Below are 25,279 nucleotides of genomic sequence, written 5' to 3'. Positions count from 1 at the left end.
TATAAACCGGGGATTTTTTTTCTACAATCTGTTTGTCAACTACATATAGCTCTTCTATCAAAGCATTAGCTTTATAATATTAACATTCAACTTTTATTTAAATGGCTGTTTAGCAGCATTGTTTTGGGCAGAAGTATCTTTTAAATATTGGATATAGTCACCCGTGATAATCTCATTATAAGCAGCTACAGGTAAATTATAAAGGTACATCCAGCAATTTATATCTTCATTATCAGTAAAGATATCAACCAGCTCCCTGATATATTCGTGCGGATGATTGTACAATTCTCCTATTCCCTCATAATCATCAACTACTTTCAATATTGTTTCAGGATTATCCATCATAAAAATACTACCGTAAATGTAGCGTTCTTCAGTATTACCGATCACAGCGCCGGGATACTGGCCAATATCATAAAGTCGCCCTCTTATTCTTCCGTCACCTATAAATTTACAGTGTTTATTTAGATACGCTGCAAACTCATTACCGGGCTGCAGCAATGTGCCATACACAAATAAAAATTGACTTGTTGTTTCCATAAATAACTCAAACAAAGGTAAACGCTATTGCGTATTATACACGCACAGGCTATTTTTTTATAGTTTAAGCCATAATAGCTATCTTGCTGCACCTTAACCGGCCATACTTTTATACCATGAACACAGAAGAGATCAAAGCGTATATAGAACAGAATAACATCCAGAAAATAAAATTCGCCTTTGCCGATATTGATGGCATTTTGCGCGGTAAGGTGATCCACCCTAAAAAATTTATTGAAGGATTGCAAAGTGGTTATGGCTTTTGCGATGTGGTATTTGGCTGGGATAGCAGCGATGTTTGTTATGATAACGTACAGTTAACCGGCTGGCAAAGCGGTTACCCGGATAAACTTTGCCGTATTGACCTGTCGACCCTGCGTAATGTGCCCTGGCAGGATGATATCCCCTTTTTTTTAGCTGATTTCAGCAAACCCGACGGCAACGACTTGCCGGCCTGTCCGCGTAGCCTGCTCAAACATATTAAAGCGCAATGTGATGAGATGGGCTATCACGCCGAATTTGCTCAGGAGTTTGAATGGTTCAATTTTAAAGAGACGCCGCAAACCCTTGCCGATAAAAAATTCACCAATATTGAACCGCTTACGCCGGGCATGTTCGGCTATTCTATATTGCGTACATCAGAAAACAGTGACTTTTATTATGATCTGTTTAATCTGCTTACCAAATTCAATATCCCTATTGAGGGCCTGCATACAGAAACTGGCCCGGGAGTATATGAAGCTGCCATACTTCATGATGAAGTTTTAGCTGCCGCAGATAAAGCAACGCTGTTTAAAACCGCAGTTAAAGAGATAGCCTATAAACACGGTATAATGGCATCGTTCATGGCCAAATGGACTGAAACGTTGCCCGGCTGCAGTGGCCATATCCATCAAAGCCTGTGGACTAAAGACCAATCAAAAAACCTGTTTTACGACGCTAACGACGTAAACAAAATGAGCGACCTGCATAAGCATTACCTTGCAGGCCAGCTATACTGCATGCCTCACCTGCTGCCTATGTACGCGCCAACCATAAACAGCTACAAACGCCTTGTTGAAGGCGCCTGGGCGCCCACCACCATAACATGGGGTGTTGAAAACCGCACTACCGCGCTACGTGTTATCAATACCACCGAAAACTATACCCGCCTGGAAACCCGCATCCCGGGCTCGGATACTAACCCATACCTGGCCATGGCTGCAGCACTGGCTTCGGGTCTGTACGGTATTAAAAACAAGCTTGAACTAAATATTAAGCCAACAACAGGCAATGGTTACCAGGACAAAACTAATGGTGTACTATGGCCAAACCTGCATGCAGCCGCAACAGCCATGCAAAACTCCGATATTGCCAAAGAGCTCTTCGGCGAAGGCTTTGTTGATCACTTTACCCAAACCCGGCTGTGGGAATACCGCCAGTTTGCCAAAAGCGTAACCGACTGGGAGTTGAAAAGGTATTTTGAGATTATCTGAACCGGAAGGATGTCTGAACTCGAATTAAACGAATTTTGGGAATGAGTAGAATTAATATTCTGTTTAATTTTTTAATTCGAAAAATTCGGGTTCAGACAATATATTTACACCCTTAATTATAAACCGAATGCTGCCAATGGCGTAACTTTGCCGGCAGATACATACAAATGGACTATTCTTTTATTATCCGCAAGGCCTGGGAAGGGTATGACGCGTCAAAAACCATCCGCGATATTGAAGATATCAGCGCTATGGTTTCAACCAATCACGTGTACCGCATTACGTTTGATGACGATGATATTATCATAGCCAAACTCTCATACTTTGGCAAGTTCGAACATTTTAAGGAGGACCACCGCATTATTCAAACGCTGGCAATTAACCTGCTTTACCCGTTTGAGAATTTCCTGGCCCGTTCTTTACAAAAAAATAACCGCGTTTACATCTATCATCATAAACACGGCAAAACGGATGCCTGGGTGGTTTTCTATAACCCTACACGTATTTTACAGCGCCTGCCACGCCGGTTAGAAGAAAACCATATTAAAAAGCTTGGTCAGCAGGTTGGCAAATTCCATAAAGCATGCTCCAGGGTAAAAAATGTGTTGCCTAAATCGTCAAAGACTTTACGCACCGATATCTGGGCGTTGCAGCAACAAATCGAGAGCAACCCAAAACAATTTGGCACCGGTATGCAGGCCGACTTTTTAAAATACCACTGCGAAACCTTTTTGAAAAACCGTTCCAAATACAATATGAGCTCGTTCGAGATCATTCCTGTATTTATCGACTGGAATATCGGCAACTTTTCGGTAACACCTGATCTTGAGCTTTACTCGCGCTGGGATTATGATTGGTTCAGGATGAGTTACCGTTTGCTCGATTTTTATTTCTTCAGTCGCGTAGTTTCTGATATCGGCGACCGTACCGTTTTCAGCTACGTGATCAACACCATGATGGAAGACCGATTCATCATTTTTTTAAAAGAATACCATAAAGTCAACCCGCTTACTGCCGATGAGATCCGCTTTTTAAAAGAAGCTTATCGTTTTTTTATCCTGAATTACGTAATTAAAGATGGCAAGCACTTTTTTAGCGAACAATATGCCAAAAAACTACAGGCTGAAGCTTTTGACATCTATTTACCATCGGTAGACAGGGATTTTGATGCCGAAAAGATCATTGAGGCCTTAAAATTAAAATAGGTTAGCTATCTTTCGGGCTGATTTTATAAAAAGCCCTAAAACAGATAAGCATGACCAGGATAGACAACTTTAAATCCATAATTGATAAATACGAAGTTGTTTTTTTTGATGCTTTTGGGGTTCTGAAAAACTATGGCGGCCTGCTTCCGAGTATTGAGCGCACCTTTTCTTACCTGGCAGAACAAGGTAAGGAGTATTACATTGTAACCAATGATGCTTCACGAAGCCCGGTGCAATTAGCGGAATCCTATACCACTAAAGGATTGACCGCCATAACACCCGACAGGATTATATCATCGGGTATGCTTACCAAAGAATATCTTGACCTGAAGGTGAACGACGGTATCGTAGCCTATTTAGGCACACCCGATTCTGCCCATTACATTGATAGCTCGGGGCTGCATACATTGCCTATCAGCGAAGTAAACGAAAGCAATATTGACAGGGTTAACGCGCTGGTGTTTTTAGATGACGAAGGTTTTGACTGGGGACGTGACCTGAACAAATCAGTTAACCTCATGCGTAAGCGCACCATTCCGGCCATTGTAGCCAATACCGATCATGCCTATCCCCTAACCAAGCATGATGTATCTATAGCTATAGGCGGCTTAGCCAGTATGATAGAAAAAATTGTGGGTAAAGAGTTTATTCGTTTCGGTAAACCTGATTCGCAAATGTTCATGTTTGCCTACGATCTGCTCCGCGAGCGCAGGCCGATCAGTAAAAGAGATATTGTAATGGTAGGTGATACCCTGCAAACAGACATTCTGGGCGGTAATAAATTTGGTTTGGATACCGTACTGGTGCTATCCGGTAATACCCAGGCCAAAGACGCCGAAAACCGCATCACCGCCACCGGCATTGTGCCAACTTATATCTGCGATTCGGCAGTGGTGGAGGCCGGTGGATTGGGATTTTAAACTTCCAAAGCATGTTGTTGCGCGGCAACCGCAAGGAAGCATAGCCGCCTGCATAGAATGTTGTTGCTTCGTCGTTCCTACCTGTATGACATTCAATCCCCCCTTCTTTCTACAAATCCTATCAATCTTTCTACCGTAACTATTTATTTAGAAAAATTTGTTTTAAATGTATGATTTACATTTATTTTTATCAACTTTGAAATCGCTAAGGTATAACTGTCTACCTTACATGTATAAGCCAATTATTACCTGAATTTAAACTAATGGACACAAATTTTGATCTTAAAGAGCACCCTCACAGTAGGTTAAACATTTTAACAGGCGACTGGATCCTGGTATCGCCGCATCGTACAAAACGTCCGTGGCAAGGCAAAGTTGAGGCTACACAAGCCGACGACCGCCCGCAGTATGATCCGGCCTGTTACCTGTGCCCCACAAACAAAAGGGCCGATGGTAGCGAAAACCCTGATTATAAAGGAAGCTTTGTGTTTACCAATGACTATTCATCGTTGTTACTGAATACACCCGATGGCGGTTTAAATGAAGATGAACTACTGGTAGCTAACAGTCAGAAAGGCATTTGCCGGGTAATCAGTTTCTCGCCGAGGCATGACCTCACCCTACCCCAGATGACCACCAAAGAGATCAGCAAAGTGGTAGACGTATGGCAATCGGAATTTGAAGACCTGGCTTCTTATCCGTGGATCAAACACATCCAGATCTTTGAAAACAAGGGCGATATCATGGGTTGCAGCAACCCGCATCCACATGGGCAAATCTGGGCGCAAAACAGCCTGCCCGTTGAAGTAGCCAAAGAAACCCAGCAGCAAAAGCTTCATTTTGAGCAAAAAGGAACAAGCCTTTTAGCCGATTACCTCGCATTGGAACTTAGAAAGCATGACCGCATAGTTTTTGAGAATGAACATTTTGTTGTGCTTGTGCCATTTTGGGCAGTTTGGCCGTACGAAACAATGATTGTAAGCAAAAGGCATGTAACAAGCATTTTATACTTTACCGAGCAGGAAAAACATGCCCTCGCCGATGCTATCAGGAGGCTCACCATCAGGTATGATAACATGTTTGAAACATCGTTTCCTTATTCGGCAGGTATGCACCAATCACCAGTTAACTCAGGCGATCATCCCTACTGGCACTGGCATATGCATTTTTACCCGCCGCTGTTGCGTTCGGCCACGGTTAAAAAGTTTATGGTAGGTTATGAGATGCTGGCCAATCCGCAACGCGATATCACAGCAGAGTTTGCTGCTGAAAAATTGCGTGGGTTAAGTGAGATCCATTATAAAACGAGGGAATAATGAAAAAACGCTATTTTTAAACCAAACTATAACCAACCTATTTATGAGAAAATTAATTAAGGGTATTTATTTAACAATTTTACCTGCTTGTAGCCTATATTTGGCTGCCTGTAATCAAAATTCAACCTCACAGAAAAACACTACTATGGCGGATAGCACCCAAACCACTGCATCAGCATTCGAAAAAACAATCGATGGTAAACAAACCCATTTATTTACACTTAAAAACAAAAACGGCGTTATTGCCACCATCACCAATTATGGCGGCCGTGTGGTAAGTCTGTTAGTGCCCGACAAAAACGGCAAGTTAACCGATGTTGTTTTAGGTTTTGATGATGTGGAAGGTTTTGAAAAATCAACCGAACGTTATTATGGCGCTACCATTGGCCGTTACGGCAACCGTATTGCCAAGGGCCATTTTAAAATAGATGGTAAAGATTATCAATCGTCAATTAACAATATGCCCAATATGCTGCACGGTGGCAAACATGGTTTTCAAGAAGTGGTATGGGATGGTAAAATGATCGATTCATCTACCGTAGAGCTTACCTATCTTTCAAAAGATATGGAAGAAGGTTTCCCCGGTAATCTTAATGTTAAAGTAATTTACAGCCTTACCGACGATAATTCATTTAAATGCCAGTATGAAGCTACTACCGATAAAAAAACGGTTGTTAACCTTACTAACCACGCGTTCTTTAACCTCAATGGCGAAGGCAGCGGTACAATCCTCAATCATTTGGTACAGATAGATGCCGATAATTATTTACCGGTTGATGCAGGCTTGATCCCTACCGGGAAACTTGAAAAAGTTGCCGGCACTCCGTTCGATTTCACTAAGCCCCAAACCATTGGCAAACGTATTAATGAAGATAACGTCCAGTTAAAAGACGGCAAAGGTTACGATCACAACTTTGTGCTGAACAAACATGACATGAGCACTCCGATAGCAACTGTAGTTGGTGATAAGAGTGGCATTAAAATGGAAGTATTTACCGAAGAGCCGGGCCTACAATTTTACAGCGGTAACTTTATGCAGGCTAAAAACGCGATGAAACGCGGTATTAAAGATGAGTACCGTACTTCGTTTGCTATGGAAACCCAGCATTTTCCTGATTCACCAAATCAGCCGCAATTCCCTTCTACGGAATTGAAACCCGGCGATACCTATAAAACGCAATCGCTTTATAAGTTTTCGGTAGTAAAATAATTGAACGCCTTTTTTATACAAAAGTCCTGCCCAACGGCGGGACTTTTTGCTTTATATTAGTTCCTGATATAACCATAGATTTACAAAATGAGTGCCTGGCGAAAAAGGGCAATTGAATGCCTCCCTGCTTTAAAGAGAGAATTTGAAGACCCCGAAACGTCTATTTACGGCGTTTTTATGGAATTATTACATGCGACTATTGCTGCACATCGCGATAATGACACCATGCAGCTCAAAAAGAATTATGATTTTGCCGAATGGTGTTTCAGGCAAAAATCTGAAAACCTGTGGAATGCCGCCGGAGTATTATTTTATGAACATCTGGGTGATAAGACCGAAACACTTCAGGCCATACATCTATGGGTTAAACTGGATATCTATATAGAGATACGATCACTCTTGAAGCAGAGAGTTGGCGAGGCTACTTTAAAAATAATAGACGGGTTATATGGGTTGAGTAATGCCAGGTTTAAAGGGTGATCTCAATGGCTTCGATGTTTAATGTTTGTTAAGCAGATTTAAAACAAACCTAAACTTTTTGAGGTTAACAGGTTAATTAATAACAATTTGTTTACCTATCTATAAAAACATCATGAGTGATCAATCAGCCCAACCTGAAGAAAAGGGATTTTTCGAGAAGGTTAAAGAAACAATTGAAAGCCTTTGGGAAGGCACAAAAGATACAGCCGAAGACGTAAAAGAAGCAGCCGAAGAAAAAATAGAGGATATCAAGGAAAAAGTAACCGCTAAAAATACCTCTGCCACCAAAAAAGCAGCGCCAACTAAAACCGCAGCGGCTAAAAAAGCTAACGCGGTCACCTCCAAAGCAAAAAAAGCAGTTTCTGAAGTAAAAGCCAAAGCCGAAACCAAGGCTAAAGCTATTACCGCCAAAGCAAAAGATGAAGCAGCAACCGCTAAAAAAGCTGTGGCTGATGTAAAAGCAAAGGCTGCAACAAAGGCAAAAACTATTACTACTAAAGCCAAAACCGAAGCCACGGAAGCTAAGAAGGCCGTAGCATCGAAAACTGCTAAAGCAGCTACCAGCGTTAAAAAGAAAGCGGCAGCTACAGCTAAGTAAGATTGCTAATTTTCAGACCTGCGAAGTTTTAGAAACTTCGCAGGTCTTCCTCTCCTCTTTCCGAATTTACTTCATCAGCCAACATCCAGCCGAAAATTAAATTGCAAAAAACTATTGACAGCAATTTAATTAATCGTAATATTGCAATATAGTTATGGGAATCACTAAAACAGAAATATTTACCGACGAGCAGAACAAACTGGCTGTGCAGCTTAAAGCTATCGCTCATCCGGCCCGTATTGCCATCCTGCAGCTTATTATTGAAGCTAAAGCCTGTATTTGCGGCGATCTGTCATCCGAACTGGGGCTTGCCCAACCCACCGTATCCCAGCATCTTAAAGAATTAAAGAATGCAGGCCTTATACAGGGTACTATTGAAGGTGTAAGTGTTTGCTACTGCATTGAACCCGAAGCTTGGCAAAACCTGAATGATGAGTTAAATAAACTATTCTCATCGTACAAAGACTTCAATAATTGCTGTTAAAATTTTTTGGTCACATTAATCGTAATATTGCAATACACAAATGAAAACAAACGAGGAATTAAAAGAATTGGTAAAGCTGAAATACAGCGAAATTGCCTTACAGGATAAGGATACCAATCAATCATCATGCTGCGGGGCTGGCGGATGTTCAACCGAGGTTTACAATATCATGAGCGAAGATTATACCAAATTGCAGGGTTACAATGCCGATGCCGATCTTGGTTTAGGCTGCGGTTTGCCTACGCAATTCGCCCAAATTAAAAAGGGTGATACGGTAATTGACCTTGGCAGCGGTGCAGGTAATGATTGCTTTATAGCCCGTTCCGAAACCGGCGAGACCGGCAAGGTAATAGGGATTGATTTTACAGAAGCTATGATCAGCAAGGCCCGCGAAAACGCGGACAAACTTGGTTTTAATAATGTGGAGTTTCGCTTGGGCGATATCGAGCATATGCCGGTAACTGCCAACGCGGCCGATGTAATTGTAAGCAACTGTGTGTTAAACCTGGTGCCTGATAAAAACGCTGTCATTAAAGACATTTACCGCGTATTGAAACCCGGGGGCCACTTTAGCATTTCGGATATTGTATTGACAGGCAGCCTGCCCGAAAAGATCAGGACAGCCGCCGAAATGTATGCAGGCTGCGTATCAGGGGCCATTCAAAAAAAGGAATACCTTGAGCTCATCAGCAAAAATGGCTTTGTCAATATCATTGTGCAAAAAGAAAAAGCCATTATTATTCCTGGCGATATTTTAAGCAATTACCTATCGGCAGATGAAATTAACGAATTTAAAAACGGCAATGGCGCTATTGTAAGCGTCACCGTGTATGCCGAAAAACCCGAAACAAAAGTATGCTGCGAACCAGGCTGCTGCCAATAAAACAATTATGAAAAATATATTAGTATTGTGCACAGGCAATAGTTGCCGTAGTCAGATAGCCGAGGGATATTTAAAGCATTTTGCGGGCAGTAAAGCAAACGTATATAGTGCAGGTATTGAAACACATGGCGTAAACCCCAAAGCCATTAAAACCATGGCCGAGGATGATATTGATATTTCCAACCATACCTCAAACCATGTGGATGAATACGCCAACATTGCTTTTGATTATTTAATAACCGTTTGCGATAATGCTAACGAAGCCTGCCCTTACTTTCCGGGGGATGTGAAACGTTTTCATTACAACTTCCCGGATCCGGCCAAAGCCCGCGGCACCGAAGATGAAGTGATGGGCGAATTCAGAAAAGTACGTGAACAGATCAAAGCGTACACCCGACAATTTGTAGAACAGCATTTAACCGAAGCGCAATAATATGTCTGCCAATAATTGCACTCCGGCTGTTGAACGAAAACGGCTCGGTTTTATTGATCGTTATCTCACCATCTGGATTTTCCTGGCTATGGCTATAGGCGTTGTAACAGGGTATTTTATACCCTCATCGTCCGATTTTATCAATTCGTTTTCGAGCGGGACTACTAATATTCCGTTGGCGATCGGCCTCATATTAATGATGTACCCGCCGCTTGCCAAAGTAAAATATGAACAGATGGGCAGGGTATTTAAAGATGTAAAGATATTAAGTGCCTCGCTTGTTTTAAACTGGATAATAGGCCCTATCCTAATGTTCGTTTTAGCTGTCGTTTTCCTGCGCGGTTACCCCGAATATATGACAGGGCTGATACTAATTGGGCTTGCCCGTTGTATTGCCATGGTTGTAGTATGGAATGAACTTGCCGATGGCAGCCGCGAATATGCCGCCGGTTTGATAGCCCTGAACAGCATTTTTCAGGTACTTTTATATAGCGTATATGCTTACATTTTTATAACCGTACTGCCGCCGGTGCTTGGCTTTAAAAGTCTCCAGGTACATATTACCATGCTCCAGATTGCCAAAAGCGTGGGTATCTATCTCGGTATTCCTTTTGCCGCCGGTATTATTAGTCGTTATACATTGATCAAACTAATGGGCGAGGGTTGGTTTCAGCAAAAATTTGTTCCTTTTATTTCGCCCATAACCCTTATTGCGCTGTTGTTTACCATTATACTGATGTTTAGCCTCAAGGGTAGGCTTATAGTGCAAATCCCTATGGATGTGGTTCACATTGCTGTACCGCTGGTATTTTACTTTGCAATTATGTTCCTGCTTAGTTTCTACATCGGCAAATACTTTGGTGCCGATTACTCAAAAAGTACCTCCATTGCGTTTACAGCAACCGGCAATAATTTTGAGCTGGCTATCGCGGTATCTATTGGTGTATTTGGTATTAACTCGGGGCAAGCCTTTGCAGGAGTAATCGGCCCGCTGGTTGAGGTTCCGGCACTGATAGCGCTGGTTAACGTGGCATTTTGGCTTCGAAGAAAATACTATCGTAATGAAGTTATAGCCAAAGGGGACTAATTACAATGCCATCCCACAAAAAAAAGCGATTGGGGACAACCCAATCGCTTTTTTAATAACTCCCTTCAGGGCCGGGGGGCTTAAGCTTCAAACTTATAACCCACACCCTTCACAGTAGCAACGCAATCGTCGCCCAGTTTTTCGCGTAGTTTACGGATGTGTACGTCGATGGTACGGTTGGTAACCACTACCGAATCTTCCCAGATGTTTTTAAGGATGACCTCACGGGTATAAACTTTGCCGGGTTTTGAAGCCAGCAGGTACAACAGCTCAAATTCTTTTTTGGCCAATACTACTTTAACACCGTTTTTATAAACCAGGTAAGCTTCACGGTCGATAACCAGGTCGCCTATTTCCAGTTTATTATCAATTACGTCTTCGGCAGGGGCATTACGACGAAGTATGGCGTTTATGCGGCTAACCAGCGCACGTGGCTTTATAGGTTTTGCAATGTAATCATCGGCACCTACGTTAAAACCGGCAATTTCCGAATACTCTTCGCTCCGGGCTGTTAAAAACACCATAAAGGTATTTTTAAACTCGGGCATGGTGCGCATAATGCGGCATGCCTCTATCCCATCCATTTTAGGCATCATGATGTCAAGTACTATCAAATCAGGCAAGGCTTTCTTCGCCTCGGCAACAGCTTCCTGGCCGTTACGTGCTAAAAACACCTGGTAACCTTCCTTTTTGAGGTTATACTCAATCAGTTCTAAAATATCCGGTTCATCATCAACAATAAGTATTTTCTGTTTTGCGGTGCTGCTCATGTTGCGTTAATTTTTTTGTATAAAAGTATACGCTTTACAACAGCTAATGGTTAAGCCAATATTAACAAATTGTTAAACGTTACCTTATATTAACCCTAAGTTGAGGCTATTTAAATGTTTTATTTAAAAAAGCTTCAAGATCGGCGCCTGTAATATTCTTGGCAACAATATTTCCCTGTGGATCGATGATGAAATTTGAAGGAATAGCTTCAATATGGTAAAGCCTTTCTGTAGGACCTTCAAAACCGTTTAAATCCGAGCCATGGGCCCAGGCAAGCTTATCATCGCTGATAGCTTTTTGCCACGGTGCTTTGTCCTTATCAAGGGAAACACCTAAGATGTTAAAGCCTTTACCTTTAAAGGCATTGTACTGTTTAACCACATTAGGATTTTCCTGGCGGCAAGGCTGGCACCATGAAGCCCAAAAATCAATCATTACATATTTGCCTTTGTAATCAGACAAATTAATTGGTTTGCCATCAATACCGTTAACGGTAAACTCGGGCGCTTTATGACCAAGAGAGATCGGCTTAGCCTTATCCATTTGCGCGATAAACTTTTGTACCGTAGGGTTATCTTTAAAATCGCCCCTGATTTCATCGGCAAATTTAATAAGCTGGGCTTCGTATTTAGTAGGATCGAGCGTGGTAGCTGCATAAAAGCCGGCAAGCGATTTTTTGTTATCGTTCACAAATTTTAAAACCGCCTCGCCGCCTTCATTCACATTCTTTAAAAATATAGGCATGTATATTTTCAGCAGCGAATCGTTCCGCTCACCGCGAGATTTTTCCTGGTATTCGGCAAAAAGCTTGGCATTTTTATCGCCGTAAAGATTACTGATGCGGTTAAACTCCTTTATCTTGTCCGAATCATCAGAACCCTTGATAGTATACTCATGGTTTTTATTGTTATTGTCTGTTTCAAACTCAATATCATCGCCATTTTTAGCAATAAAATCGTACAGGTTTTCGCCCTGCATTTCGCCACCCTGCGGACCAGTATTGCCTACCCGAAGTTTAAACAGGTTTGGGTAAAGCGCCACATGTTTAAACTCAAACTTACCGCCCTCGCCTAACGAAGTAGAATCAACAACCTTTAAGCCCGAGCTATCGGCCTCAATCAAATAAACAGCTTTAAGGTTACCCGGATTTTTGATAGTTCCCGAAACACTAAATTGCGATTCGTTTTTACAAGAGTACATGCCCGCGCTAAGCAATAACAACGCGCCGGCAGCCAGATTTTTAACTTTCATTTACTTAGCTTCTAATTCCTTTATCAATAGCTGGTTAGTTTTCTGCGGGTCGATCTTCCCTTTTGAGCTTTTCATGATCTCGCCCATAAACAGGCCCAAAACGCCCTTTTTCCCCTTTTGGTATTCCTTAACCTTATCAGGATATTTGGCGATGGCATCCTTTATAAAACGGGTTACATCATCACCATCGGCACTGATCAGCAGGTTAAGTTCCTTAGCCAGATCATCCGGTTTTTTGCCGGGTTCTTTGATCATAGCAGGAAATAATTTGTGCGAAGCTACAGAATTATTTATCACCCCGGTGTCAATTAGTTTGATGAGGGCGGCAAGGTTTTGCGGCGTAACAGCAAAGTTACCAATGGTTTGGTTATGATCATTCAGGTATGAGCGTACAGCACCCATCAGCCAGTTAGCAGCAGCTTTATAATGATCGGTATATTTTATCAGCGATTCAAAATAAAAAGCGGTGTCCCTATCAGCAGTGATAACCGACGCGTCATAAGTGGTTAAGCCTAATTGCTCGGTGTACTTATGATACAACTGACCGGGTAGCGCGGGCAAGCTTTTACGGACGTTTTCCACATACTCATTGGTAAGCTTCAAAGGCGGCAGGTCCGGCTCGGGGAAATAGCGGTAATCGTTGGCCATTTCTTTTGAACGGAGCACTGAAGTTTCACCTGTATCGGCATTAAAGTTCAGCGTATTTTGATCGATGTGGCCGCCTGCTTCAATAATGTTTACCTGGCGAGCAAACTCATGCTCAATAGCACGCTGCACGTTACGGATGGAGTTAAGGTTTTTCACCTCGCAACGGTTACCATAGGCAGTTGCACCTTTAAGCCGCACCGAAATATTAGCGTCGCAGCGCATGCTGCCCTCTTCCATGTTACCATCGCAAATATCAAGATAGCGGAGAATTTTACGCATTTCGGTCAGGAACTGGCCAGCCTCTTCGGCGCTGCGCATATCTGGTTCAGATACGATCTCCACCAGCGGTACACCGGCGCGGTTCAGGTCGATCAGTGAATCGGCATGATGCTGATCATGCATACTTTTCCCGGCATCCTCTTCCATGTGAATGTGGTGCAGGGCTATGTTCTTTTCAGTGCCATCGGCCAGTTTCACGGGCACATAACCGTTAAGGCAAATAGGTGCCTGGTCCTGGCTAATCTGGTAGCCTTTAGGCAGATCGGCATAAAAATAATTTTTACGGGCGAAGCTGTTATTCAGGTTGATAGTACAATTACAGGCCAGGCCCATTTTAACGGCATATTCAACCGCTTTTTTATTAATAAAGGGCAAAGTGCCTGGATGCCCCAGCGATACCGCGCTAACATGGCGGTTAGGTTCGGCACCAAAGGCAGCCGAATCTGCCGAGAATATCTTACTTGATGTAGATAACTGTGCGTGTACTTCGAGGCCTATCACCAACTCGTACTTTTCAGCTACCCCGTCTGCGAGAACTGTCATAAAAATAAAAATTCAGCTATGATTTTACTGATGTATAAAAGTCAAATATATAAAGATTAATACAGTAACAACACCATTTTGCTTTTAAAACAACGGTAAAAGTGCAATTATATAGTTGTAAGGTAGGGGTTATAGAGATTATACCCCGTGATTGGAGGTCAGTTGATGAAAATATTCAAATCAAACATACCTGTCATCAGCATGATTAAACTTTCTGTATCCGCCGCCGTCTGTTTATTTGTCAGACACATAAATTGAATAAGTGTTCATATTTAGACAGACACCATGAAAAAATTAATTTTAGGAATGCTTGCAGGATGTTTTTTACTTGCAGCTTCGGTTACCAGGACAAATGCACAGGTAAGTGTAAATTTAAACGTTGGCTTATGGAACCCGCCCGCCGAATATGCCGGTATTAATTATTACTACTTACCAGATGTAGAAAGCTACTATTATGTCCCTACTCATCAATATGTTTATTTGGATGGCGGAAACTGGGTTTGGAGGCGATCATTGCCGTCACGCTATGCCAGCTACAACATTGCAACAGGTTACAAAGTGGCCGTAAACCGCCCAAGAGCGTATACCTATTTTACACACGACCGTGATGCCTATGCCCGCTACCGCGGTACAAAGAATGTTATAGTACGTGACAACTACCGCACCAGGGTGGTAAACCGCACACATGTGGTTAACCGTACCAGGGTAGTAAACCATTACCAAAAGCCACATAAAACCGTAGTAAAACGTACCCGCGTAGTTGAACACCATGGACAAAAAAAAGGTCACCACCATTAATATACAACAATACTTTTCCCAAAAAAGTATATAAATAAAAACGACAGCTTCAGTAGAGGCGGTCGTTTTTTTATTTTATTAAACTCGTCATTGCGAGGAACGAAGCAATCCCAACGTTACAGAGGTACTTGCTTAGCCGCTCAACTCATTAGGGATTGCTTCGTTCCTTATAATGACGTGATTGTAAGTTATTGACTATTAAGTGTATTTTTTTGATCAGTTTTATAACGTGGGCGTTGCCTGCGGCCCGGGCTTTCCGTTACAAGTCCTCGCTTTTCCTGCCACAATCCTAACGCGCGCTGTGGGCTTTACACTGCAATCCCTAACGCGGCCCCCGCGCACCATCGCTAAAATATGTTTCACATGTCATCACGGCTTTTTTTCAGGGCTTCCCTGATGGTTACTCACAATGACGTGATGGAGGGGTTATTTACCCTACAAAACTCCGGGCTTTCACCAGTACATTATCCAACCCGCTTACATCACTGCCACCCGCGGTAGCGAAAAACGGCTGACCGCCGCCACCGCCTTTAACTTCTTTAGCCAGCTCTTTTACGATGTTACCGGCATGCAGGCCTTTTTCCTTCACCAGGTTTTCCGCAATCATTACAGTAATGCTTGGTTTGCCATCGAAATCAGCAACCAGCACCAGGAACAGGTTCGATACGATATCCTTAAGCTGGTAAGCCAGGTTCTTAACCGCGTCGGCGTTAGGCAGGGCAACTTTTTGGGCGATGAAATTGATATCACCAATAGCTTCGGCTTTTTGGGCCAGCTCGGTTTTTAAGCCTGATGATTTTTCAAGGATCGATTTTTCGATCTCCTTTTTCAGTTTAGCGTTTTCGTCCAGCAAGCCCTCAATGCTTTTTGAAAGGTCTTTTGGATTTTTAAGCAGTTCTTTTAACTGGTTAACCAAAGCGTTTTGTGTAACGATATATTTTTCGGCAGCAACACCGGTAATAGCTTCAATACGGCGAACACCGGCAGCTACAGCACTTTCGGCTATAATTTTGAAGAAACCAATTTGCCCGGTAGCTTTCACATGTGTACCGCCGCAAAGCTCTTTACTAAAGTTGTCATCAAAAGTAATTACACGCACATACTCGCCATATTTTTCACCGAACAAAGCGGTTACGCCACTGGTAATAGCTTCGGCATACAATACGCTGCGCTCTTCTTTAAGCGGAATATTTTCGCGCACCTTCTGGTTAACAATAGCCTCGATCTGCGCCAATTCCTCATCGGTAACTTTAGCGAAGTGTGAAAAATCAAACCTTAAGTAATCAGCATTCACCAATGAACCTTTTTGGTTTACGTGCGTGCCAAGTACCTGTTTCATGGCAGCATGCAGCAAGTGCGTAGCCGAGTGGTTGCTGTTGGTTTGGCTGCGTAAGGCCGGATCAACAATAGCTGTTAAAGCATCGGCAATATCCTGCGGAAGTTTATCTGTGAAATGAACTATCAGGCCGTTCTCTTTTTTGGTATCCGTAACGAGGATGATCTCGCCATCAGGGAAAACCAGTTCGCCCTTATCGCCTACCTGGCCACCACTCTCCGCATAGAAAGGCGTTTTATCCAATACCAGCTGGTATTGTTCTTTGCCCTTAGCCGTTACCTTGCGATATTTTACAATGTGGGCAATGGTTTCGGTTTCGTCATAACCGGTAAACTCTACCGATTCATCGTCTTTTAAAACGATCCAATCGCCGGTATCGATGGCGGTTGCAGCGCGGGAGCGGGTCTTTTGTTCTTGGAGTGCTTGATTAAAGCCATCAATATCTACGGTCCAACCTATTTCCCTTGCAAGCAACTCGGTTAAGTCAATAGGGAAGCCATAAGTATCTGATAATTCAAAAGCAAATTCTCCCTTCAATTCATGGCGCAAAGTTTGAAAAACATCTGCCTCTGCGTACAACATGGCACTATTTGAAGTACTTGAGTAAGTTGTAAATTCTTCAAATTTCTTTATTCCGGCTGCCAATGTTCTTAAGAAAGAAACCTCTTCTTCCAAAACCACCTTCTGCACAAAATCTTTTTGAGAATACAATTCATCAAATACACCTTTAAACTGATCTGCCAATAAAGGTACCAGTTGATTCAGGAAAGGCTCTTTAAACTCCAAATACTGATATGAATACCGTACAGCCCTACGTAAGATCCTACGGATCACATACCCAGCTTTGTTATTAGATGGTAACTGCCCATCTGCAATAGCAAAGCTTATAGCGCGGATATGATCGGCCAATACGCGCATAGCCACAGCATCATTCCAATCGGTATCACCCGGTTTAGCAGCACTGTTGTATTTCTTACCCGATTTTTCGGCAATGAACTGGATCATCGGTTGAAAAACATCGGTGTCATAGTTAGATGTTTTACCCTGTAATACACGTACCAGACGCTCAAAACCCATCCCGGTATCCACATGTTTGTTGGGCAACGGTTGCAATACACCACCTTTAAGGCGGTTAAACTGCATAAACACGTCGTTCCAGATTTCGATAACCTGGTCATGGTCGGCATTTACCAATGCAGCACCACTTATTTCCGCACGCTCATTATCCGGGCGGCTGTCAAAGTGAATTTCCGAGCATGGGCCGCATGGGCCTGTTTCGCCCATTTCCCAAAAGTTATCTTTTTTGTTACCACGGAGGATGTGATCTTCTGCTACATATTGTTTCCACAATTCGTAGGTTTCAGTATCAGCTTCGAGGCCTTCCTTTTCGTCACCTTCAAAATAGGTAACGTACAGGCGGTCTTTAGGCAGCTTGTACACCTCGGTAAGCAGCTCCCAGCTCCAGGCAATGGCTTCTTTTTTAAAGTAGTCGCCAAAGCTCCAGTTGCCCAGCATTTCAAACATGGTATGGTGATAGGTATCGATACCCACCTCTTCCAAATCGTTGTGCTTGCCGGACACTCGTAAACAACGCTGCGTGTCCGCCACGCGCGGGGCCTTGGGTGCTGCCTCGCCTAAAAATATATCTTTAAACTGGTTCATCCCCGCGTTGGTGAACATCAGGGTTGGATCGTTTTTAATTACAATTGGTGCCGAAGGAACGATGGTGTGTCCCTTTGAAACAAAAAAATCAAGAAAAGCCTGTCGTATTTCGGTAGCAGTCATAGGAAGCAAAGATAGGATTTTCAATTATTTCGGATATCGGATTTTCGATTTCGGATTTATTTATTGATTATAGCTGATTTACCCTCCCATTCATCGATACAATTAAACAATTTATCATATTTGGTGTAAATTTGTTTATGGAAACTTTAAGAGTTGATATTCAAAACGAACAGGAGAAACGAGTGCTCCTGGCTTTTCTCGATAGTTTGGACTATAATTACCGCATAGATAATGAAAGTGATGCCGTGCTTGAACAACAAGCTAAGGACATGGCCAGCCGCAAAGCCGATTTTTTAGCAGGCAAAGCCTCCTCCCTACCCTGGAGCGAAACCAAATAGCCATACGATACAGATTTAGCGGGCATAAAAAATAATTGCTGGTGCAATTATAGAGACTATTGAAAAAGAGTCCGGATGTTGTATCCGGACTCTTTTTCAACAGTTATTAACTTTTTTTCTCAAATAGTATTTTCTGCGCGTTGAATCCCGCTGAAGCGTCAATCACCTCGCTAAGGAGCGGCCAGTTTTCCGCTTTTTCAAAATTATTATTGTAAACACGTGTTATCACAATAGTTACAACATTACCGTTAAGGGTTGCTTCTGACGAAAACGAACCGGTTTTATTAGTCTTTTTTGCTGCTATTTCCTCCAGGCCTTTGGCTGTATATCCCTGTGGCACAGCAATGTTTATGGTGTATTTAAAACTACGGGAACATGGCATATACACGTCATAAGTGCGTTTTCGTTCTTTTTCTTCCAGTTTGTAAAACGATCCTGCAAGTTTACCGGCGTCAATAATATAATTATTGCCCGCTTTTTTTACCAGATTATCCAATACAAATGATTCCGAGTACTGAAAAACCGGACTGCTGTTATCAAGAGCGGCATTAATAATTTTACAATCTGTAACCTGGGTTGGCTCCTGCTCGTACTGGGTTTTTATTTCAGACGTAAATTTCTTTACTGACTTTGACTCATCATCAGAAAATGCGTAGCTGAAATCATCACGCAGTTTTTTTGTTTCCGGGTTTTCTGCCAGTCGTTTTTCCAGCTTTTCACTCTTAGATAATTCCATAAGGATGTTATCAATATCAACTACGGGCAGTAAACGTAACTGATCATCATGCCTCATCAAACCTGTTTGTTTAACCAGCCTCTGTATCTTTATCTTTTGCATATTGGCCGGCAAAAGCGATACCTTAATGTCTTCATTTATATTATTAACAGCGGCTTGCATTACGGGCAAAACTGCTGTACCTTCAGTAAACGAATATTTGGTTGAACTTTCCCGCTTAGGAGTAAGCACAATCACTTTTTCACCCTGAAAGCGTTGAGGTATCTCATTAAAATGGGTTGCGGCGTCATCAAAAAACATATATAGCGGCTTTGTATCGTTTATGCGGATGCAGGCGTCAAAATCACTGTAATTAAAGATATTATCGAGTGTATTAGCATTACGCGAACAAACCAACAATACGTCATGATCAATTTTCAGATCATTTAAAGCCATGCTCATAACAACCGTATTAAACTTTGAGGACATACGACGATAATTGATTTCATCAACTTTGCCAACATCATCCTTACTATAACTACCAAAAACCATTCCCTTCCTGATATTGTAAAGCACCTTCATAGCGCTATCAAGCGGTACAGCTTTAATGTTCTTTTTGCCGTCGAAATATTTTTTTAAACGGTCAACAACATCGCTGAAGTAAGGAATGTTCCGTTCGGTAAAAGTGCCTTCAAAAATTGCCTTATTGGCCTGCAACCTATCAGCAGCGCTTTCACCTGCTTTACCACCCGAAACAAACTTTACAAAACCCATGGTGTGTGAACTGCTGATTTCGATATAAGGGAACTGACGAAACTTGGAAGTCCAAAATTCACTGGAATACTTGGCTTGATCTCTGACCTTCAAACTGTATATCTGGTCGCCTGCTGCATTCGTACTTATATTAAACTGCGGGGCGCCATTTGCACAAATATGCTTTACATTATCTTTTTTTGAATATTGAAAATCGTAGCTGCTGTATAAAACAGGATACTCGCCGGCCAATACAAAAACCATATCGTTATCAACAAAATTATCGGTACTTGCATTTTCGTTTACGTCGACAGTGCTCACGTAATAATCAAGTATATCACCAACCTGCAAATCGGATATGGCAAGTTTACTCACCTGATCTTTCTTTTCATTTTTTATCAGAACTTCTTCGCTTGTGTTTACCACAACTTCTTTGCCGCTTGGCTTAATGATCTTAGCCCCAATGTAGGTGTCATGTGTCATGGAAAATTTAGCGCTCAAAATATGTACGCTTTCATCAAGACGTTTTTGGTAAGATATAGTTGAAAAATCTTCAAGTGCGGATTTGTCGTTTATCTTAACCCGTTCGTGAAAAGTGGTAAGCTTGAGTGCCCGAGTTGTTGACGACGCCGTGATGATCATAAATTTAAATTTATTGGTCAGCGATCTTTGCATGCTGTATGATTTGGCAAAAACCACGGCGCTTTCATTACTTAAATTAACAGGCACCTTTGTAGTTGCAAATTCAGGCACGGTTGTCCCCCAAACCTCCTTCTGAATTTCGGCTGCTTTTTCCGCGTAGGTTTGGTTATTGTTTTGCGCACCCGCGGTCATAGCAAACAGAGGAAAGAAAAATAATAAACGTAATGTTTTTTTCATTGTGATACAGGTTTTATAACTAAATTTTCGTTGTAAGCTTTATTCAAGAGTTCAATATCCTGGTTCCATTGCGCAAAATTTGCCTTTGTAAGCAGCGTGTTCTTTATGAGCAACGTTTTTTTATAAGTGATTTTTCCGGGCGAACTGATGTAAGTGATATAAAACTCATACCCCGGCCTGGATATGTTAACGCCGGGCGGTATGCTTGCAGCTTTATAACCTGGCGGCAGCGTGAGTTCGGTCTCGGTTGCAATCTGGTCTTTTCTTGAAAACCAGTAATCATTTTTTTGCTTATCAATAGCTATGACAGCACCCGAAAGCTCTTTACGGTTATCCAGATCAATATAATACTCTTTACCAAAGGCAGATATTCCACTTTTACGATCAACATCATACCCGGCATTTAAATCTTTATCGGGATTGCTTATACTACTTAAAACAAGGTTATTGATGGCATAATCGGTATTACCTGCAGCAAGATAATGTTTCATAACATCTTCAACATTTTCATGCTTAATGCTATTTATTCCAGCTAATACTGCTTCTTTATCCTCTCCTTTCCAAACGTTGCTCACTTTACCGGCAAGGCTTGCGCCATTTATATAGAGTTTGCTTATTTCGCTGCTTACATTTTGCTGAGGTTGCGCGTATGGTATTTTACCGAGAATATACTTATCACCATCTTCCATTAAAACCTGTCTGCCTTGTATCCTTTCAGCATATTCATTAATACCTATATAGGTTTCAGTAGCGTCAAGATAGTAGATTTTGCCTTTATAAGGCAACCCGCAAATCATATGATTATCAACTGCCATTGAGGGTGTTTGATAATCATAAGCAATATGTTTTGTACCCAGCCAGCAAAGCCGGGCATCAAAGCCTGCAGATACAAGCAGGGCTTTGGTCAGGTTGGCCATTCCCTTACAATCACCATATTTTTTTCTTAGCACCTCGTCGGCTTTTTCAGGTTTAAAACCTGCTATGCCATCTTCAAATGCTATATATCTGATGTTGTCCTGAACATAATAAAATATGGCTTTTATTTTATCTAAATCATTAGTTAACCCTGCAGTAAGCTCATTACTTTTAGTACGCAACAGCGCGGGGTCGCCGGCCACATCCTTTACTAACTCGTGGTACCATGCATAAAGATCGGCAAGAGTATTGAAATAAGTAAATTGTTTACTCCCTACAATCGCCGATTTACACATGATGAGCAAATGCGGATATACGTAGGTTGGGCCCGGACCATGCAATTCCTTTTTCATTGCGGGGATATTAGTAAACTTATATGTTATAATATCGGCATCATTGCTGCTGTTATAAACGGTACTTTTTTTTATATTAAAGGCATTAAAATTAAACTCCTTAATATCCACCTTCATCCAGCGCGGAATTTCGATACTAACTTCGCCTTGTTGGACCGGCAGGTTATCAGCAAAATAAATATTGGTAAAATAGCGGGGATCATTAACGGTTTCTTCAAAAGTAACATTGCCAATACTTCCTTTTTTTGCCAGATCGAGCGTAAAGTAACACAACCGTTCGTCCGAATAAAAAATATCATTATTGCTGTAATAAGTATACTCAGGTTTAAAACCGCGGGGAGTGCGGCCGTCAACTTTGCAGGTTATATTATCAATAGAGATATTGTTGTTGTAAAATTCAGATACCGTGTAATTAACCTGGTAAGCACTACTGGTGTAGATATTATTAAGTTTCTGGATGATTTCTACACGGTTATCTTTGCTGTTCCAATTAAACCGAAACTCATTTTTCAAGGAGGTTATGGTTACAGCCGAATCAACTTCGAGGGCACTTAACCGCATAGTACATAACACACACAGCGTGTATGTTATCAATAGTTTAATAGTCATAAGGTTATTAGAGCCATAAATATATAATTATATGGATCAGATTCAAAGAAAATTCCGAAATCGAAATTCCCAATTCCGAAATCAAATAGATACATTTGTATTATGCCGTATAAAGAACGTGAGATAAGCAAGATGTACTACACCATGGGCGAGGTATCGGCCATGTTTGATGTTAATCAGTCGCTTATACGTTTTTATGAAAAAGAGTTTGATGTTCTGCAACCTAAGAAAAACAAAAAAGGCAACCGGTATTTCACCCCCGAAGACATTGAAAACTTCAAGATCATCTTCCACCTTATCCGTGATAAGGGCTACACTTTAAACGGAGCAAAAGAACATCTTAAAAACAACATGGGCGATACCAGGGATAACCAGCGTGTTATCGATTCGCTCGAAAATCTCAAAAAATTCCTGCTTGAGGTACGTGACCAGTTGTAATCTTCCGCATAAAAACTATCTTTATTTCTAAAATACCGTCGGGTTAACCTATAACCATGCTGTCACCTGCTATAACAATCCGTAAGATATATGATCGCTAACCACAAGGGCGAGATCCCGGTTGTTATTTTACTGATTCCTTTTTTATTGGGTATAAGCGTTGGGATCAATTTAAGGTCTGTCGCTTATTTAATGCCCTTGGCTATTGGGTTTGCCAGTCTGCTGATATTATTTCTGCTGCTCAATTTTTATTACAGTCGCTTTAAAGTTTACAAAAAACGATGGCTTGGCGGAATCATCATTCACTTATTATTGTTTCTTGCTGGCTGGATAGCTGTCATCAACAATAACGAACTCAATAATCCCGGTCATTTTTCAAAGCTGCCCGCGCAACGGCTGCTTGTACGCATTAATAATGAGCCGCAAATAAAAAACGGGCTGATCCGTTTTACGGCCAACGTTGTAGCGAACATCAATCAAAAACATTCCCTCCCGGCAACCGGGACGCTGATGATCACCATAAAAGATAGTGCTGCGGTGCACCTGGCTTATGGCGATGAACTGTTGGTCCCCGGTAAATACACTGCTATCGACCCGCCTTTTAACCCTGCCGAGTTTAACTACAAAAAATACCTGGCGCACCAAAACATTTATTATCAGGAGTTTTTATACCCAAGCCAATATCGCCTGGTGCAATCACACGCCGGTAATACGTTCATGGCAAACGCGCTGGCGCTAAGGCGGCACATGGTTAAAAAGCTAAAAAACCAAATGCACGATCCAAACGCTACAGCCGTAACCTCCACCTTAATATTAGGTTATAAAGCTGATTTGAGCGAAGATGTGTTGCAGGCCTATTCCAAAACCGGCACCATTCATGTGTTATCGGTTTCCGGTGCTCATGTGGCTATCATTTGGGCTTTGCTGGCGTTTATGCTGAATTTCCTAAACAGGTTCGGGCCTGGCAGGGTGATCAAAGCGATCATCATTATTCCTATCATCTGGTATTATGCTATGTTAACCGGTTTTTCACCCGCGGTTTGTCGGGCAGCTGTCATGATCAGCACGGTTATCATCGGGAAAACCTACAACCGGTACATCAACAATTTAAATATTCTGGCTATATCGGCTTTTATATTATTACTTTATAACCCTTTGCTGATAACGGATGTAGGTTTCCAATTGTCATACCTCGCGGTTGCCGGGCTGGTAGTTTTACAACCTGTGGTTTATAAATGGTTTACTTTTTCTAATAAATGGATCGACAAACTATGGGCTTTGCGTTCGGTATCAATAGCTGCACAGGTTATTACGTTCCCGCTGAGCGCTTTTTATTTTCACCAGTTCCCGGTTTATTTTTTGTTTAGCAACCTGTTCATTATCATTCCCACAGCTGTTATTATGTATAGCGGGATCTTTTACCTGCTATTGCCGCAAATCCCCTTTATATCTGCCGGCCTTGCCTGGCTCCTTGAGAAAACCATTATGTTTATGAACCTTGTACTGGCATGGGTTGAGCATTTGCCGTTTGCAAGCATCAACAAAATATGGCTTACCACAACCGAGTACCTGTTGCTTTACGCTATCATCATATGCGTTTTTTTCTTTTTGTACGATAGAAAAATATGGCTGCTGAGAGCAGGTATTGCATTGATATTTTTGTTAGCTGCAAGTATCAGCATAAAAAGATACCGTTCATACCGTACAAACAGCATCACCTTTTTAAACCTGCGCAAAAACATCGGGATCATCTTTAAAAACGGTAACCGTGCTATTGTACTAACTAACCTCACTGATACCGACAAAAACTACCATTATTCTATCCAACCCTATCTTGATAGTTGTAAAATAAACGACATCGCTTTGTATCAACCTAATCAGGATATCCGATCTGGCTTTTTACGAAAACAGGATAATTTTATTCAATTTCGAAATCGGTCGATAGCTGTTGTGAACAAAGATTATGCGGATACCATATCCGCGATAAAACAAAAAATCGACTACCTATACATAACCGGGAACCCTAAAATTCCGCTTGCTATTATTAATAAAAATCACGAATATCATAATATAATTATTGATGCCACCAATGCCCCTAAAACCGTACAATTTATTGCTGATCAGGCACGTGCCCTGCATGGCAATTATGTAATATTAAAACGTAACAAATCGTTCATAACGGCATCTAATTGAAAAACATATTAAACTACTTATCTAAAAATTTGTCTTTTAATTAT

At 41.7% G+C, this 25,279-nt stretch carries 22 protein-coding genes; 15 read left to right on the top strand and 7 right to left on the bottom strand.

What is annotated here, in order from left to right; genetic code table 11:
- Positions 1–93: 93 nt before the first annotated feature.
- Positions 94–540 (bottom strand): gamma-glutamylcyclotransferase family protein, encoded by a 447-nt coding sequence (locus DIU38_RS04800; protein ID WP_112655808.1) that lies wholly within the window; start codon positions 538–540, stop codon positions 94–96.
- A 116-nt stretch (positions 541–656) separates the two neighbouring features.
- On the opposite strand from DIU38_RS04800, the gene DIU38_RS04795 reads away from it, so the two are divergent.
- The 11 genes from DIU38_RS04795 (at position 657) to arsB (ending at position 10,631) form a co-directional block, all read left to right on the top strand.
- A complete protein-coding gene (locus DIU38_RS04795) occupies positions 657–2,015 on the top strand; it encodes a glutamine synthetase family protein (RefSeq protein ID WP_112655810.1) in 1,359 nt (452 codons plus the stop codon).
- 167 nt (positions 2,016–2,182) lie between these two features.
- Entirely contained in the window at positions 2,183–3,220 is a 1,038-nt protein-coding gene (locus DIU38_RS04790) for a hypothetical protein (RefSeq protein WP_090526410.1), read from the top strand.
- A 50-nt stretch (positions 3,221–3,270) separates the two neighbouring features.
- Positions 3,271–4,140 (top strand): HAD-IIA family hydrolase, encoded by an 870-nt coding sequence (locus DIU38_RS04785; RefSeq protein WP_091162176.1) that lies wholly within the window; start codon positions 3,271–3,273, stop codon positions 4,138–4,140.
- Positions 4,141–4,403: 263 nt separating this feature from the next.
- On the top strand, positions 4,404–5,456 hold the full coding sequence (locus tag DIU38_RS04780; RefSeq protein WP_112655812.1) for a UDP-glucose--hexose-1-phosphate uridylyltransferase: 1,053 nt from the start codon (positions 4,404–4,406) through the stop codon (positions 5,454–5,456).
- Positions 5,457–5,499: 43 nt separating this feature from the next.
- The gene (locus tag DIU38_RS04775) at positions 5,500–6,666 is read left to right on the top strand and encodes an aldose epimerase family protein (protein WP_112655814.1); all 1,167 of its coding nucleotides are present in this window, start codon (positions 5,500–5,502) and stop codon (positions 6,664–6,666) included.
- Between the two features lie 87 nt (positions 6,667–6,753).
- A complete protein-coding gene (locus tag DIU38_RS04770; RefSeq protein ID WP_112655816.1) occupies positions 6,754–7,146 on the top strand; it encodes a DUF7674 family protein in 393 nt (130 codons plus the stop codon).
- A 112-nt stretch (positions 7,147–7,258) separates the two neighbouring features.
- Positions 7,259–7,744 (top strand): hypothetical protein, encoded by a 486-nt coding sequence (locus DIU38_RS04765; RefSeq protein WP_112655818.1) that lies wholly within the window; start codon positions 7,259–7,261, stop codon positions 7,742–7,744.
- 154 nt (positions 7,745–7,898) lie between these two features.
- A complete protein-coding gene (locus DIU38_RS04760) occupies positions 7,899–8,228 on the top strand; it encodes an ArsR/SmtB family transcription factor (protein WP_090526397.1) in 330 nt (109 codons plus the stop codon).
- Positions 8,229–8,268: 40 nt separating this feature from the next.
- Positions 8,269–9,111, top strand: coding sequence for an arsenite methyltransferase (locus DIU38_RS04755; protein WP_112655820.1), 843 nt, complete (start codon positions 8,269–8,271; stop codon positions 9,109–9,111).
- A 7-nt stretch (positions 9,112–9,118) separates the two neighbouring features.
- Entirely contained in the window at positions 9,119–9,544 is a 426-nt protein-coding gene (locus DIU38_RS04750) for an arsenate reductase ArsC (protein ID WP_112655872.1), read from the top strand.
- Position 9,545: 1 nt separating this feature from the next.
- On the top strand, positions 9,546–10,631 hold the full coding sequence (arsB, locus tag DIU38_RS04745; protein WP_112655822.1) for an ACR3 family arsenite efflux transporter: 1,086 nt from the start codon (positions 9,546–9,548) through the stop codon (positions 10,629–10,631).
- Positions 10,632–10,711: 80 nt separating this feature from the next.
- Here arsB and DIU38_RS04740 read toward each other — a convergent pair whose 3' ends face one another.
- The 3 genes from DIU38_RS04740 to gatB all read right to left on the bottom strand — a co-directional run bounded on the left by DIU38_RS04740 (position 10,712) and on the right by gatB (position 14,123).
- A complete protein-coding gene (locus tag DIU38_RS04740; protein ID WP_022831601.1) occupies positions 10,712–11,401 on the bottom strand; it encodes a response regulator transcription factor in 690 nt (229 codons plus the stop codon).
- Between the two features lie 106 nt (positions 11,402–11,507).
- The gene (locus DIU38_RS04735; protein WP_112655824.1) at positions 11,508–12,653 is read right to left on the bottom strand and encodes a TlpA disulfide reductase family protein; all 1,146 of its coding nucleotides are present in this window, start codon (positions 12,651–12,653) and stop codon (positions 11,508–11,510) included.
- Positions 12,654–14,123 (bottom strand): Asp-tRNA(Asn)/Glu-tRNA(Gln) amidotransferase subunit GatB, encoded by a 1,470-nt coding sequence (gene gatB / locus DIU38_RS04730; RefSeq protein WP_112655826.1) that lies wholly within the window; start codon positions 14,121–14,123, stop codon positions 12,654–12,656.
- Positions 14,124–14,408: 285 nt separating this feature from the next.
- Here gatB and DIU38_RS04725 point away from each other — a divergent pair, with 285 nt between their 5' ends.
- Positions 14,409–14,921 (top strand): hypothetical protein, encoded by a 513-nt coding sequence (locus DIU38_RS04725; RefSeq protein ID WP_112655828.1) that lies wholly within the window; start codon positions 14,409–14,411, stop codon positions 14,919–14,921.
- 430 nt (positions 14,922–15,351) lie between these two features.
- Here the strand turns inward: DIU38_RS04725 and alaS are convergent, their stop codons facing one another.
- Positions 15,352–18,042: an alanine--tRNA ligase gene (gene alaS, locus DIU38_RS04720; RefSeq protein ID WP_112655830.1), complete on the bottom strand. Its 2,691-nt coding sequence runs from the start codon at positions 18,040–18,042 to the stop codon at positions 15,352–15,354.
- Positions 18,043–18,179: 137 nt separating this feature from the next.
- Between alaS and DIU38_RS04715 the strand changes: the two genes are divergently transcribed.
- Complete coding sequence (locus DIU38_RS04715) at positions 18,180–18,380, top strand: hypothetical protein (RefSeq protein WP_091162154.1); 201 nt, start codon at positions 18,180–18,182, stop codon at positions 18,378–18,380.
- Positions 18,381–18,486: 106 nt separating this feature from the next.
- Here DIU38_RS04715 and DIU38_RS04710 read toward each other — a convergent pair whose 3' ends face one another.
- Positions 18,487–20,727 carry a DUF3857 domain-containing protein gene (locus DIU38_RS04710; protein ID WP_112655832.1) on the bottom strand — a complete coding sequence of 747 codons (2,241 nt, stop codon included), beginning with the start codon at positions 20,725–20,727 and terminating at the stop codon, positions 18,487–18,489.
- Positions 20,724–22,604 (bottom strand): transglutaminase-like domain-containing protein, encoded by a 1,881-nt coding sequence (locus tag DIU38_RS04705; RefSeq protein ID WP_112655834.1) that lies wholly within the window; start codon positions 22,602–22,604, stop codon positions 20,724–20,726. The genes DIU38_RS04710 and DIU38_RS04705 overlap by 4 nt, the downstream gene beginning before the upstream one ends.
- 102 nt (positions 22,605–22,706) lie before the next feature.
- Here DIU38_RS04705 and DIU38_RS04700 point away from each other — a divergent pair, with 102 nt between their 5' ends.
- Both DIU38_RS04700 and DIU38_RS04695 read left to right on the top strand, forming a co-directional pair.
- Positions 22,707–23,042, top strand: coding sequence for a MerR family transcriptional regulator (locus tag DIU38_RS04700; protein WP_112655836.1), 336 nt, complete (start codon positions 22,707–22,709; stop codon positions 23,040–23,042).
- A gap of 90 nt (positions 23,043–23,132) precedes the next feature.
- Positions 23,133–25,235 (top strand): ComEC/Rec2 family competence protein, encoded by a 2,103-nt coding sequence (locus DIU38_RS04695; protein WP_112655838.1) that lies wholly within the window; start codon positions 23,133–23,135, stop codon positions 25,233–25,235.
- The last annotated feature ends 44 nt before the right edge of the window (positions 25,236–25,279 follow it).

This window comes from Mucilaginibacter metallidurans (genome assembly GCF_003286435.2).
Classification (GTDB): domain Bacteria; phylum Bacteroidota; class Bacteroidia; order Sphingobacteriales; family Sphingobacteriaceae; genus Mucilaginibacter; species Mucilaginibacter gossypii.
The sequence above is the reverse complement of the archived record's forward strand: the minus strand, read 5'-3'. Positions and strand labels throughout refer to the sequence as shown.